Below are 12,642 nucleotides of genomic sequence, written 5' to 3'. Positions count from 1 at the left end.
GATGCGAGATGGCACGCACCAACGACGACGTGGCCGCCGTGCTGGAGGAGTACGCTGATCTGCTCGCCATCACCGGTCATGAGGATTTCAAGGTCCGCGTTTACCAGAAGGCGGCCCGGTCCGTGGGCGCCTATCCGGACGACATCGCCGGCTACGACGCCGGCGCGCTGCGGCGGATCCCTAACGTAGGCGAGTCGATCGCCGCCAAAGTGGCCGAATACCTGCGCTCCGGCACTATGCCGAAGCTCGAGGAGCTGCGCACCCGCATTCCCGCCGGGGTCCGCGCACTCACCCATATCCCCGCGCTCGGCCCCAAGCGGGCGATGGTGCTGCACGAGAGCCTGGGCGTGGACTCCCCGGAAAGCCTGGAGTCCGCGATCACCGCGGGCGCCCTGCGGGACCTGCCGGGATTCGGCGCCAAGACCGAGGAGAACCTGCTGCACGGCATCGCCCTGCTGCGTGAGGCGGGCCGGCGGGTCCACATCGGCGTGGCCATGCCGCTGGCCGAGGACATCGTGGCGGCGCTGCAGGACGTAGGGGGCTGCCGGCGCTGCGGCTACGCCGGGTCACTGCGCCGCATGAAGGACACCATCGGCGACATCGACGTCCTGGCCACGTCCAACCGGCCGAAGGTGCTGATGGACGCCTTTGCCGGGCTACCGTGCGTGACCGAGGTCATCGTACGCGGCGACAAGAAGACCTCGCTCCGCACGGACCAGGGGCTGCAGGTGGACCTCCGCGTCGTGCCGCCGGACGCGTGGGGCGCGGCCGTGCAGTACTTCACCGGCGCCAAGGCGCACAACATCCGCACCCGCGAGATCGCCCAGCACCACAAGCTCAAGCTGTCGGAGTACGGCCTGTTCGACGCCGTCACCGATGAGAAGATCGTCTCCCGCACCGAGGAGGAGGTCTACCAGCGGCTCGGCCTGCCGTGGATCCCGCCGACCCTGCGCGAGGACACCGGCGAGATCGAGGTCGCGCTGGCCGGAGACCTGCCCGAGCTGGTCACCGAGGAGGACCTGCGCGGGGACCTGCACACCCACACCGACCTCACCGACGGCCACGCCTCGCTCGAGGACATGGTCGCCGCCGCGGCCGCACGCGGGTACGCCTACTACGCCGTCACCGACCACGGGCCCGACCTGTACATGCAGCGCATGACTCTGGACAAGGCCCTCGCGCAACGCGAGCGGCTGCGCGCGCTGGAGGGCACGTCCGGGCTGCGGCTGCTGCACGGCGTCGAGCTCAACATCGGCCCCGACGGCCAGGTGGACTGGCCGTCCGACGTGCTGGCCGGGTTCGACGTGTGCGTGGCCTCGGTGCACTCCCACTTCGACCTGCCGCGGGCCAAGATGACCCGGCGGCTGGTACGCGCCGCGCGGAACCCGCACGTCCACATCATCGGCCATCCCAGCGCCCGCCTGATCGGCCACCGCCCGCCGATCGAGGTGGACTGGGATCAGGTCTTCCAGGCCTGCGCGCGCTCCGGTACCGCGCTGGAGATCAATGCCTTCCCCGACCGCCTGGACCTGGCCGCCGACCTGATCCGGCAGGCGCATGGGTACGGCGTGAAGTTCGCCGTCGACAGCGACTCTCATGCGGTCGGTCACCTGGCCAACATGCGCTACGGCATCGGGACGGCCCAGCGCGGCTGGCTCACCGCGGAGGACGTGATCAACACGTGGCCGTGGGACCGCCTGACCGCCTTCCTCCACAAGGGCCGCTAGGCGTGCCGGCGCCTCCCCCTTCGCGGGCAAGGGCGGGTTGTGCCGGCCGTCAGTCAGCGATGTAGGTGATCGAGCCGACCTCGTAGCCGGTGGTCTTGGAGCCGCGCACGTGCATCACCATCGCACCGCCGTCGTAGGAGTAGGCGCACGAGTAGCCCTTCGGCTCCTTGCTGCAGCCCTGGAAGTAGTGGGTGACGCCGTGCGGGTCGTACTTCACCTTGAACAGCGTCTTCACCGCCCCCACGCTGCCGACCTCGAGCCCGCTGTACCGGTCGCCCCGCTTCCAGGCGGCGAGCAGGTGCGCGGCCACCTTGGACGGCGTGACGACGTGCCGCGACAGGTAGACCTTGGTGACCTTCGAGCCGGTCACGACCATCGCGATGCCGTCGAGCCCGCCGGGCACCCGCACGCTGGTGTGGACGAACCGGCACACGTTGCCGGAGCAGCCGCCGAAACGGTCGGGGGCGCGATAGGCATAGGTGAAGATCGTGTTCACCGCCGCGGGGGTGGCCGCCTTGGCGGCAGCCGTGCGGTCCGCGGCCAGCCAGGCGCGCAACAGCTTGTTCGCCACCTTGCCGGGCGCGGGCGCCCCGGCCGCGGCAGGAGCGCCGGAAGCAGCGGAGGCGGGATTGACGGAGGCGAGCGTCAGGCTTGCGACCGCCGCGAGGGCGGCGCCGCCGAGAAGAATCAGTCGTTTGGACACACCCCGACGCTAAAGACGGCGCCTTGCGCGGGAATTGACCTCGGCTTGCAGCGGTCCGGCGCCGGCATCTCAGTCCTTGGGGAAGGTGAGACGGATCAGGCTCCAGGACGCGGCCGGGAGCACGGCACGCAACTCTCCCCCGTCGAGCCGTGCGTTGGTCAGGGGGACGACGGCCACCTCGGTCGCATGCGGGTCGGCGCCGGCCGCCAGCAGGTGTGTCTCCGCCACCCGGAGCGGACCGGCGGAGCGCAGGTCGGCGGTCAGGTCGAGTTCCTCGTGGGCGCTTCGGTTGACCGCGATCACCGTCACACCCTCCTCGTCGAGGGTGGCGACGCTGGACAGCTGCGCCGCTTCGCCATACCTGGAGGTGTCCAGCAGGGGCGAGCGCGGCTCCACCCGTAGCACGGTGCCACGAGCGTGGCGGGCGGTCAGCGCGAACGGGTGGAAGATCGTCTGCCGCCAGGCCGGACCTCCTGGTGAGGTGCGGATCGGCGCGATGATGTTGGCCAGCTGCGCTTGGCAGGCCACGCTCACCCGGTCGGCGTGGCGCAGCAGCGTGATGAGGAAGTCACCGACCACCACGGCGTCGGCGCCCGTGAAGGTGTCCTCGATGAGCTCTGGCGCCTCGTCGAAGTCGCCCTGCTCACGTCCTTCGAAGCGGGACTGGTTCCAGACGTTCCACTCGTCGAACGACAACTTGATCGACTTGTTCCTGCGCAGCTTGGCCCGGACGTGGTCGGCGGTCGCGACCACCGACGAGATGAAGCGGTCCATGTCGACCGCCGCCGCGAGGAAGCTGTCGAGGTCGCCGTTCTCCTCGTAGTAGGCGTGCAGCGAGAGGTAGTCGACCGCGTCGTAGGCGTGCTCCAGCACGGTCGCCTCCCACGCCCCGAACGTGGGCATCTGGCTGTTGGAACTGCCGCACAACACCAGCTCGACCCCCGGATCCACCAGGCGCATGGCCCTGGCGGTCTCGTTGGCCAGCCGGCCGTACTCCTCCGCGGTCTTGTGCCCGATCTGCCAGGGCCCGTCCATCTCGTTGCCCAGACACCAGAGCTTGATCCCGTACGGCTCCGCGACGCCGTGCTTGACGCGCAGGTCCGACCAGTGCGTGCCGGACGCGTGGTTGGCGTACTCCAGCAGGTCGCACGCCTCCTGGATGCCCCTGGTGCCGAGGTTGACGGCCATCATCGGCTCGACCCCGGCCCTCCTGGTCCAGGTCATGAACTCGTTGAGCCCGAACCGGTTCGTCTCGATCTGCCGCCAGGCCAGGTCGAGCCGGGTGGGCCGGTCGGGGCCGACGCCGTCCTCCCAGCGGTAGCCGGAGACGAAGTTGCCGCCCGGGTAACGCACCACGCTGACGCCCATTTCGCGGGTCAGCTCCAGGACGTCGGTGCGGAAGCCGTGCTCGTCGGCGCGCGGGTGTCCCGGCTCGAAGATCCCGGTGTAGACGCAGCGGCCCATGTGCTCCACGAATGAGCCGAACAGCCGCCGGTTCACGGGAGCGATCTCGAAGGCCGGATCGAGGGTCAGTCGTGCGTTCTTCACAGGGCGGCTCCTCACGCGTGCGGGTCCCACCACTTCTACAACGTCGTATGCAACGTTGTAAATGGCCATTGTTCTATCGTTGGAAATCTGGCTGTAGAGTGCTTTCCGAGCTGGAGAGGGGGGATCATGCGGCCACGGCTGAAGGACGTCGCCGAGCACGCCGGAGTGTCCGTCAAAACCGTCTCCAACGTCGTGAACGGCTACCCGCACGTCAGCCACGACACCCGTACCAAGGTCGAGGCGGCGATCGCCGAGCTGGCCTACCGGCCCAACCTGTCGGCGCGCAACCTGCGCCAGGGCCGATCAGGCGTGATCGCGCTGGCCGTCCCCGACCTGTCCATCCCCTACTTCGCCGAGCTCGCCACCCGGGTGATCGAGGCGGCCGACCGGCACGGGTGGACCGTGCTCATCGACCAGACCCAGGGCGAGCGGGCCAAGGAGCTGCTGGTGGTGTCGGGCATCAGGGCCCAGCTCATCGACGGCCTGCTGTTCAGCCCGCTCGCGCTCACCCGCGCCGATCTGGCGGCCAGGACGGACCACACGCCGATGGTCCTGCTCGGCGAGCGGGTCGGCCGCTCGCGGCTCGACCACATCGCGGTGGACAACATCGCGGCGGCGCGGCTGGCCACGACACACCTGATCGAGCTCGGCCGCCGCCGCATCGCCGCCATCGGGGCCCAGCGCTCGGCTTCGGCCATGACGGCCAAGCAGCGGTTGCGCGGGTTCCAGAGCGCGCTGGCCGACTCCTCGCTGACGGCGCACGCGGTGGCGTACGTGCGCGACTTCCACCGCTCGGACGGGGCGGCCGCGATGGCGCGGCTGCTCGAGTCGGGTTCGCCGCCCGACGCGGTCTTCTGTTTCAACGACACGCTGGCGCTGGGCGCGCTGCGCACGCTGCTGTCCAGAGGGGTGCGGGTGCCACAGGACGTGGCGCTGATCGGGTTCGACGACATCGAGGACGGCCGCTTCTCCACTCCCAGCCTGTCGACGATCGCGCCGGACAAGACCCACATCGCCGAATCCGCCGTCGATCTCCTCGCCACCCGCCTGGCCGGCATCTCCGGGCCACCGCCCCAGGAGCTCTGCGCCCCTCACCGCCTCCTCGCCCGCGAAACCACCTCCCCCTAGCCACTCGCCCGGCCTCTCGTGCCCCCTGGCGGCACGTCCCCGCCCCCGATGGGCTGCTCACGGCGGTGTCCGGCATGCGCGCGGGCAGAGGACGGGCCCGGTTTACAACGCTGTAACGAACCCCGGCGGCGCTGTTTACAACGTTAGATACAACGATGTAGAACGAGGCATCACCATATGGGTCAGGAGTGTGATGCAGATGTCCCTGGACAACCTCACCCGGCGACGCGCGCTCGGCCTCGGCCTCGGAGCCCTCGTTCTCACCGGTTGCGGCGGGGGCGGCGGGCCGAGACAGGCCGCTCAGCAGCCGGCGACGACGGCGGCCCCGACGACGTACACGGGCCCGGCGGTCTCCCTCTCGTTCTGGAACGGCTTCACCGGCGGCGACGGCCCGTTCATGAAGCGGTTGATCGAGCAGTTCAACGCCGCCCACCCCACCATCAAAGTGACCATGAACGTCTACCAGTGGGCGGACTACTACGCGAAGGTCCCCGCGGCGGTGGCCGCCGGCCAGGGCCCCGACCTCGGCATCATGCACGTGGACAGCGTCGCCACCAACGCCGCTCGCCAGGTGGTGCTGCCCCTCGACGACGTGGCCACGGCACTCACGCTGACCGAGGCCGACTTCTCCCCGCCGGTCTGGCAGGCCGGCGTCTACAAGGGCGCTCGCTACTCCATTCCGCTCGACGTGCACCCGCTCGGCATGTTCTACAACAAGACCGTCCTGTCCAAGGCCGGGCTGGACCCCGACAACCCGCCCAAGACCGGCGAGGAATACCTGGCCGCGCTCGAAGCGCTGAAGAAGGCCGGCATCCAGGGGCACTGGGCGACGCCGTTCCCGTTCACCGGCAGCATGCAGTTCGGCAGCCTGCTCTACCAGCACGGCGGGCAGTTGTTCGCCGACGACGCCAGCGTCTCCCGCTTCGCCGAGGAGCCCGGTGTGCAGGCGCTGACCTGGCTGGTCGAGCTGGTCAACAAGGGCTACAGCCCCAAGAACGTGGGGCAGGACGCCGACCTCATCGCCCTCCAGAACGGCAAGAACGCCTTCAACTGGAACGGCATCTGGTCCATCAACACGCTGCGCGCGGTCAAGGACCTGGAGTGGGGCGTGGCGCCACTCCCCCAGATCGGCACGAAACCCGCCGCCTGGGCGGGCTCCCACCAGTTCGTGGTCTTCAAGCAGCGCACATCCGATCAGAACAAGCTGACCGCGGCCAAGGTCTTCATCAACTGGATCAGCGGACACTCCATCGAATGGGCCAAGGCGGGGCAGGTGCCGGCGCGCAAGTCCATCCGCGACGGCGCCGAGTTCCAGGCGCTCACGGAGCAGGCGGCCATCGGCTCCCAGATCGACAACCTGTACTTCCTGCCGTCCGTAGCCGGCATCGGCGACGCCTCCGCCGTCGTGGACCAGGCCATCAACGCGGCGATCCTGCTGAAGAAGAGCCCCAAGGACGCGCTCACCGAGGCGTCCGCCAAAGCGGACAAGATCCTCGAGCAGAACCGGAAGAAGTACGGCGCCTGATGGCCACGCTCACCGCGAAGGCCTCCACGGCCAGGGCGGCGACGCCCGTCGCCTGGTCGGGGTGGGCCACTCCGTATTTGTTCATGGCCCCGTACCTGGTGTTGTTCTGCGTGTTCGTCCTGGCGCCCGCGATCTACGGCGTATGGGTGAGCCTGCACGACTGGGACTTCCTGCTCGAGGGCAGGCCGTTCGTGGGGCTGGACAACTACACCGCGCTCTTCGATCCCGCCTCGGCCGTCTACGCCGACTTCTGGATGTCGATGCGGGCCACCGGCTTGTTCACGCTGTTCAGCGTGCCGTTTCTGGTGGTGCTGCCGCTCGGGGTCGCGTTGCTGCTCAACCGGTCCTTCCGGGGCAGGACGTTCTTCCGCGGGCTGTTCTTCGCGCCGTACGTGCTGGGGGTCGCGGTCGTCTGCCTGATGTGGCGGCTGCTGCTCGATCCGAACCTTGGACTCGTCGACTGGCTGCTCGGCACCGACATCGCGTGGACGACGTCGTTGCCGTGGGGGTGGGTCGCGCTGGTCGGCGTCACCGTGTGGTGGACGCTGGGGTTCAACGGCGTGATCTATCTGGCGGGCATGCAGGACATCCCGCGCGACCTGTACGACGCCGCCAAGGTGGACGGGGCCGGCCGGTGGGCCGAGTTCCGGAACGTGACGCTGCCCGGGCTGCGGCCCGTCATGTTGTTCGTGATCACCACGACCATCCTGGCCTCGGCGAACATGTTCGGCCAGTCGTATCTGCTCACCCAGGGCGCGCCGGGCGGCGAGACCAGGACCGCGATCGTGTACATTCTCGACCAGGGCCTCGGTCAGTACAAAATGGGCAGCGCCTCGGCCATGAGCTACGTGCTCACGCTCGCCCTGATCGTGGTCAGCGTGATCAACTTCCGGCTGTTCCGGGGGCGATCATGAGGCGGTACACCGTCCTGGTCGCGCTGGCGGTGGTATTCGTGGCGCCGCTGCTGTGGGCGCTCGGCACCTCGCTGAAGAGCCAGACCGAGGCCACCCGCGTCCCGCCCACGGTCTGGCCGGCCGAGCCGACCGCCCGGGCGTACGGCACCCTGTTCGAGGGCACGACGCAGACGCCGGTGCTGCGGTGGTTCGCCAACAGCCTCATCGCCGCGACCGGGCAGATGCTGCTCGTGCTGGTCGTGTCGTCGCTGGCCGCGTACGCGCTGGCCCGGCTGGAGTTCCGGGGCAAGCGGCTGATGTTCGGCGTCATCGTGGGGACGCTGCTGGTGCCGGGGTTCGTCTTTCTTATTCCGGCGTTCCTCATCGTGGACGCGCTGGGGTGGCTCGACAGCCTGACCGCGTTGATCGTGCCGGGGGCGGCGGGTGCGTTCGGGGTGTTCTTCCTGCGGCAGTTCTTCCTGGGGTTGCCGCGGGAGCTGGACGAGGCGGCGCTCATGGAAGGGGCCAACCACTGGCACATCTTCCTGCGGATCACGCTGCCGCTGTCGAAGCCCGCCCTGGCCACGCTCGCGGTGCTGAGCTTCCTGAGCAACTGGAACGACTTCATCTGGCCGATCTTCGTCATCTTCAGCCCGGACTACTTCACCTTGCCGCCCGGGCTGTCCATCCTGCAGGGCGCGTACACGATCGACTATCCGGTGATCATGGCGGGGGCCGTGCTGGCCAGTGTGCCGGTGCTGATCCTGTTCGCGCTGACGCAGCGCTACGTCATCGAAGGCATCTCCCGTAGTGGGCTGAAGGGCTGATACATGCGCATCACAGCGGTTGCCTCGCTGGTCCTGTCCTTACTGTCCGGTCCCTCCTCCTCGTACGCCAACCCCGTGTCGGCCGGCTTCGCCGACACCTTCGCCGATCCGGCGGTCATCCGCGGGCTCGACGGCTACTGGTACTCCTACGGAACCTCCGATCCGCTACGGGAAGGGGAGGGCAGGCACCACCGGCTGCCCATCGCCCGCTCCAGCGATCTCGTGGAGTGGACGTACGTGGGTGACGCGTTCGGGGAGGACAACCTGCCGCCGTACGCCGCGCCCGGCAGCCTGCTGTGGGCGCCGGAGGTCCGGTATCTCGACGGGCGGTACGTCATGTACTTCACCGTCACCAACACCGCGAGCACCCCGCATCCGTGGGACTTCTCGATCGGGGTCGCCACGGCGCCGTCGCCGACCGGGCCATGGACGCATCAGGCCGCTCCCGTGGTGCCGCCGCGGCCGGCCGGGGACTCGTACTGGAACACGATCGACCCGGCGCAGTTCACGGACGTGGATGGGCGAAAATATCTCTACTTTGGCGGATTTTTCGGGGGATTGTGGGTTACGGAGCTCACCCCTGACGGGCTGCGGACCGTGGGACAGCCGACCCACGTGGCCATCGACAACAAGTTCGAGGGCGCGTACGTCGTACGGCGTGACGGGTTCTACTACCTGCTGGCCTCGTCCGCGAACTGCTGCGCCGGACCCACGACCGGATACTCGGTCCTGGCCGGGCGAGCCACCAGCCCGCGCGGGCCGTTCGTCGATCGCGACGGGCAGCCGCTGCTCGCCTCCCGTGCCGGCGGCACCCCCGTCCTGGATCAGAACGGCAACCGCTGGATCGGGACCGGCCATCACTCGCAGCTGACGGACCTGTCCGGGCAGGACTGGATGTTGTACCACGCGATCGATCGGGCGGATCCGTTCCTGGACGAGCCCTACGGGATCAACGAGCGGCCCATGCTGCTGGACCGGCTGGACTGGATCGACGACTGGCCGGTGGTGCGGGCGGGCGCCGGGCCATCGGAGCGGTCGGGAGAAGCGCCGGTCACGCGCGGGACCGTGGACGAGCGTTTCACGGGTGATCTGTCGGGATGGCGTGGCTCCGACGGCTGGACCGTACAGGATGGATATGCCCGGCATGGCACCGGAAACGGCAAGGCTGCAACGCTGATTGCCCGCCGAGGCGTCAGCGGCGACCTGCGTGCCGAGACGGACCTCCGGGTGACCGGCCGGTCGGGAGGCCTGCGCATCGGCGGGGCGACCGTGCTGGTGTCCGGCGACGAGCTGGTCGTGACCGCAGGCGGGGCCCGGCGCACGGCCGCCCTGCCGGGTGGCGCGGCGACCTGGCGCAACCTGGCCGTCACGGTCAAGGGCCGGACGATCAGCGCTCAGGTCGGCTCGGCCGATCGGCTCGGCGACCCGCGCGCCACCGTGGCCCTCCACTCCCCCGTCCCGTTGTCCGGCACGTTCGGGCTGGTCGCCGAGGGCACGGCCGACTTCGACAACGTCAGCGTGGCGCGGCTCTTCACCCCGGTCACCCGCCCGGCGGCGGTCCCTCGCCCCGGCACGCTGCTCGACGCCGACGAGTTCGGCAGCGAGGACGGCAAGGGCTGGCAGTGGGTACGCGAGGACACCTCGGCCCGCGTCACCGGCGGCGTGCTCCGCTGGCCGGTCCAGGGATCTGACCTGGTCGGCACGGCCAACACCGCCGGCGTGCTGCTCCGCACCCCGCCCGAGGGCGACTACATCGTCGAGACCAAGGTGACCCTCGACCTGGGCGAGGACACGGTACGCAACTACCAGCAGGCCGGTCTGGTCGCGTACGTCTCCGACGACGACTTCGCCCGCCTCTGCCAGGTGGCCATCTGGAACACCCGCCAGGTGGAGTACGGCAGGGAGCTCCCGTTCGCCGGCCGCCTGTCGTACGGCGGCAACATCGCCGGCCCGCCCGCGAAGACCACGTGGCTCAGGCTCGCGCACCACGTCGACCCGGCGAACGGCGAGCACGAGTTCCGCGCCGGCTCCAGCCGCGACGGCAAGACGTGGACGTGGGCCGGCGTGTGGACGTTCCCGAAGGACACGGCGCCGCGGATCGGCCTGGTCGCCCATGGAGGCGCGCAGCCGGCCGTCAACGCCGAGTTCGACTACGTGCGCGTCTACCGGAGCAAGTGATCGTCCCGGAGCCCGTCACCGGGCTCCGGACCCGGTTCTTCCCGCCCGAACGGTCAATGCGCGGGCGAAGGTCGTGGCGGTGGCGTCCGCCCGGCTGACGGTGGGCACCATGCGCACGTCGGTGCGCCATTCGTGCTCGTCAAGCCGGCACGTGACGTAGCCGCGGCGGTCGCCGTCGAAGAACTTGATGTGCGGATTCCACTTGTTGATCATGGGCCCGTAGTAGGGCCCATAGCGATCACGTTCCACCGGGCCTTGGACGCGTACAGTCCGTCCAGGAGCCACCGCTCCTGCGTGGTGCCGAGCATGGTGCCCTTGGCCGGGTCGTTCCCGGCCGCGCACGCGGGGGCCTCGCCCCAGCCGCACGGCGGCGCGCTGCGGTACTGCCGGGTGTCCAGCAGGTCGTCGCGGTCTTGCGCATGCCGCCATCGGCGGGGACTGGCTGCAGCCCGTCCACCGGCACCGCACGGCTCGGCATGCCGCCGTCGGGGCTGAACGGATCAAGCACCAGGCGGGTCCACAACACCACGCCACCCGGCGTCGGGTCGCCCGAGGAATCCGTGACGCCGGAGGGCATCAGCCACGGCGGCCGACCAGCAGGTCGACGAACAGCGGCAGGTGGTCCGAGGCATCGCTCGCGACGACGGCGGCCGACTCGACCCGGACGTCGGCCGAGGCGAACACGTAGTCGATGCGCGCGTTCGGGCTCGCCACCGGGTAGGTGTAGCCCTCACCCGCGCCCGCCCGCGGCCAGGTGTCGGTCAGGGTGTCGGACAGGGCGCGGATCTCCGGCGCGTCGGGGCGGGCGTTGAGGTCCCCGGTGAGCACCACCGGCTCCTCGCGCGCGCCGACCAGGGGTTGGATGGCGCGCACCTGCTCCAGGCGCTCGTTGGCGTTGTTGTGCTGCAGGTGGGTGTTGAACACCTGCACGCGCACTCCGCGCACCTGAACCAGGGCCCGCAGGAGGCCACGCTGCTCGTGGCCGTCGTAACGCGGCAGCAGGGTGTTGTCCCAGTCGAGGATGGGGTAGCGGGACAGGATCGCGGTGCCGTACTGGCGGCGCGGCGCGCCGGGGGTGGCCGGGTCGAGGTCGAGGTTGGCGCCGTAGACCACGTGCATGTGCAGCCGCTCGGCCAGCCAGGACGCCTGGTCGGCGAACTCGCTCCGCTCGGACCAGTGCCGGTCGACCTCCTGCAGGCCCACGATGTCGGCCTCGCCGGTGCGGATCACATCGGCGACGCGCTCCAGGTTCAGCTTGTCGTCCACGCCCTGGGCGTGGTGGATGTTGAAGGTCGCGACCCTGATGCGACGATCGGGCACGTCCGAGGCGGCGTTCGCCGTGGTGGTGGCGGCCGTGATCACGAGGACGGCGGCCGCGGCGATTCCCGCGGTACGGCGGGCTACCTGTGCTAAGCGTGACGCGAACATGCCGAGATCATGACGGCCGGCCGTGACTTCCGCGTGGCGGATCGGTGACGGCGTGGCACCCGGCACATGACCGCCCTGCTCACGGCCACCCGGCTGCCGTGACGGTCAGCGGCCCGTTCGCGGATCTCCACGATGGATCGCGTTGTGAAGCTTTGCCATGGACATCGTCAGCGTGCGGGCGATAGAACCGCTTGCGGACTTCTCGGCGTACCTGGCTCCCGCCTGAGCGTCCCGATCAGAGCGGTGAAGAAAGACAGTAAAGGGCGGGAAAGAGTGCTGGTCAGGTTGGGTGCGGGGCTCGCGAGCGCGATCGTCGTCGGAGTGGCGGCAGGCGTGGCCTTCACCCGCCGCCGCCGCGGATTGATCCCGCTGGTGCTGTGCTCGGGCCTGCTGTGTGTCCTGGGGACCGGCGTCGCCATCCAGGATCTGAGCGCGGTCAGTGACCAGGCCATTCCGAGCACGTTCGAATGGACGCTCGCCGGCACCGCGGCCCTCGGTATCCTCGCGGCCGTGCTCGCCATGCCGGCGCTGATCGCCCGCCTCCTGCGCCGCGTCCGGCAGCCTGAGCGGGCCTGACCAAAGGACGGCCAAAGAACTTTGACCGTAGGCAGGGTCGTCTTCCGCGACCGGCGAGGGAAATGATAGCCGTGAGCTGCAAGATTGCCTTTCATAGGCACCACGGACA

General features: G+C 69.6%; 12 protein-coding genes. 7 read left to right on the top strand and 5 right to left on the bottom strand.

Going from position 1 to position 12,642, the window contains the following annotated elements; all coding sequences use genetic code 11:
* Nucleotides 1-8: 8 nt before the first annotated feature.
* Entirely contained in the window at nt 9-1,727 is a 1,719-nt protein-coding gene (gene polX, locus ACTWQA_RS12880) for a DNA polymerase/3'-5' exonuclease PolX (RefSeq protein WP_443159455.1), read from the top strand.
* A 49-nt stretch (nt 1,728-1,776) separates the two neighbouring features.
* On the opposite strand, the gene ACTWQA_RS12875 is transcribed toward polX, so the two are convergent.
* Both ACTWQA_RS12875 and arfA read right to left on the bottom strand, forming a co-directional pair.
* Complete coding sequence (locus ACTWQA_RS12875) at nt 1,777-2,430, bottom strand: hypothetical protein (RefSeq protein WP_443159454.1); 654 nt, start codon at nt 2,428-2,430, stop codon at nt 1,777-1,779.
* Between the two features lie 69 nt (nt 2,431-2,499).
* On the bottom strand, nt 2,500-3,978 hold the full coding sequence (arfA, locus tag ACTWQA_RS12870) for an arabinosylfuranosidase ArfA (RefSeq protein ID WP_443159453.1): 1,479 nt from the start codon (nt 3,976-3,978) through the stop codon (nt 2,500-2,502).
* Between the two features lie 126 nt (nt 3,979-4,104).
* On the opposite strand from arfA, the gene ACTWQA_RS12865 reads away from it, so the two are divergent.
* The 5 genes from ACTWQA_RS12865 (at nt 4,105) to ACTWQA_RS12845 (ending at nt 10,529) form a co-directional block, all read left to right on the top strand.
* A complete protein-coding gene (locus ACTWQA_RS12865) occupies nt 4,105-5,106 on the top strand; it encodes a LacI family DNA-binding transcriptional regulator (protein ID WP_305921987.1) in 1,002 nt (333 codons plus the stop codon).
* A gap of 193 nt (nt 5,107-5,299) precedes the next feature.
* A complete protein-coding gene (locus ACTWQA_RS12860; protein WP_305921986.1) occupies nt 5,300-6,631 on the top strand; it encodes an ABC transporter substrate-binding protein in 1,332 nt (443 codons plus the stop codon).
* Nucleotides 6,631-7,545 carry a carbohydrate ABC transporter permease gene (locus ACTWQA_RS12855; protein ID WP_443159452.1) on the top strand — a complete coding sequence of 305 codons (915 nt, stop codon included), beginning with the start codon at nt 6,631-6,633 and terminating at the stop codon, nt 7,543-7,545. The genes ACTWQA_RS12860 and ACTWQA_RS12855 overlap by 1 nt, the downstream gene beginning before the upstream one ends.
* Complete coding sequence (locus ACTWQA_RS12850) at nt 7,542-8,351, top strand: carbohydrate ABC transporter permease (RefSeq protein WP_443159451.1); 810 nt, start codon at nt 7,542-7,544, stop codon at nt 8,349-8,351. Before ACTWQA_RS12855 ends, ACTWQA_RS12850 begins: the two co-directional genes overlap by 4 nt.
* Before the next feature lie 3 nt (nt 8,352-8,354).
* Nucleotides 8,355-10,529 (top strand): family 43 glycosylhydrolase, encoded by a 2,175-nt coding sequence (locus ACTWQA_RS12845; RefSeq protein WP_443159450.1) that lies wholly within the window; start codon nt 8,355-8,357, stop codon nt 10,527-10,529.
* Between the two features lie 15 nt (nt 10,530-10,544).
* On the opposite strand, the gene ACTWQA_RS12840 is transcribed toward ACTWQA_RS12845, so the two are convergent.
* The 3 genes from ACTWQA_RS12840 to ACTWQA_RS12830 all read right to left on the bottom strand — a co-directional run bounded on the left by ACTWQA_RS12840 (nt 10,545) and on the right by ACTWQA_RS12830 (nt 11,957).
* A complete protein-coding gene (locus ACTWQA_RS12840) occupies nt 10,545-10,742 on the bottom strand; it encodes a hypothetical protein (protein WP_443159449.1) in 198 nt (65 codons plus the stop codon).
* A complete protein-coding gene (locus ACTWQA_RS12835) occupies nt 10,739-10,927 on the bottom strand; it encodes an alkaline phosphatase D family protein (RefSeq protein ID WP_443159574.1) in 189 nt (62 codons plus the stop codon). The genes ACTWQA_RS12840 and ACTWQA_RS12835 overlap by 4 nt, the downstream gene beginning before the upstream one ends.
* A gap of 178 nt (nt 10,928-11,105) precedes the next feature.
* Nucleotides 11,106-11,957: an endonuclease/exonuclease/phosphatase family protein gene (locus ACTWQA_RS12830; protein ID WP_443159448.1), complete on the bottom strand. Its 852-nt coding sequence runs from the start codon at nt 11,955-11,957 to the stop codon at nt 11,106-11,108.
* Nucleotides 11,958-12,230: 273 nt separating this feature from the next.
* Here ACTWQA_RS12830 and ACTWQA_RS12825 point away from each other — a divergent pair, with 273 nt between their 5' ends.
* On the top strand, nt 12,231-12,533 hold the full coding sequence (locus ACTWQA_RS12825; RefSeq protein WP_443159447.1) for a hypothetical protein: 303 nt from the start codon (nt 12,231-12,233) through the stop codon (nt 12,531-12,533).
* Nucleotides 12,534-12,642: the final 109 nt, after the last annotated feature.

The organism is Nonomuraea sp. 10N515B (assembly GCF_052245915.1).
Classification (GTDB): domain Bacteria; phylum Actinomycetota; class Actinomycetes; order Streptosporangiales; family Streptosporangiaceae; genus Nonomuraea.
This window is presented reverse-complemented; position numbering and strand designations above follow the sequence as displayed.

Coding starts and splice junctions, on each gene's coding strand:
- ACTWQA_RS12830 (WP_443159448.1), bottom strand. CDS start 11,957: ATGTTCGCGTCACGCTTAGCACAGGTAGCCCGCCGTACCGCGGGAATC.
- ACTWQA_RS12845 (WP_443159450.1), top strand. CDS start 8,355: ATGCGCATCACAGCGGTTGCCTCGCTGGTCCTGTCCTTACTGTCCGGT.
- ACTWQA_RS12855 (WP_443159452.1), top strand. CDS start 6,631: ATGGCCACGCTCACCGCGAAGGCCTCCACGGCCAGGGCGGCGACGCCC.
- ACTWQA_RS12840 (WP_443159449.1), bottom strand. CDS start 10,742: ATGATCAACAAGTGGAATCCGCACATCAAGTTCTTCGACGGCGACCGC.
- ACTWQA_RS12860 (WP_305921986.1), top strand. CDS start 5,300: ATGCAGATGTCCCTGGACAACCTCACCCGGCGACGCGCGCTCGGCCTC.
- ACTWQA_RS12865 (WP_305921987.1), top strand. CDS start 4,105: ATGCGGCCACGGCTGAAGGACGTCGCCGAGCACGCCGGAGTGTCCGTC.
- ACTWQA_RS12850 (WP_443159451.1), top strand. CDS start 7,542: ATGAGGCGGTACACCGTCCTGGTCGCGCTGGCGGTGGTATTCGTGGCG.
- polX (WP_443159455.1), top strand. CDS start 9: ATGGCACGCACCAACGACGACGTGGCCGCCGTGCTGGAGGAGTACGCT.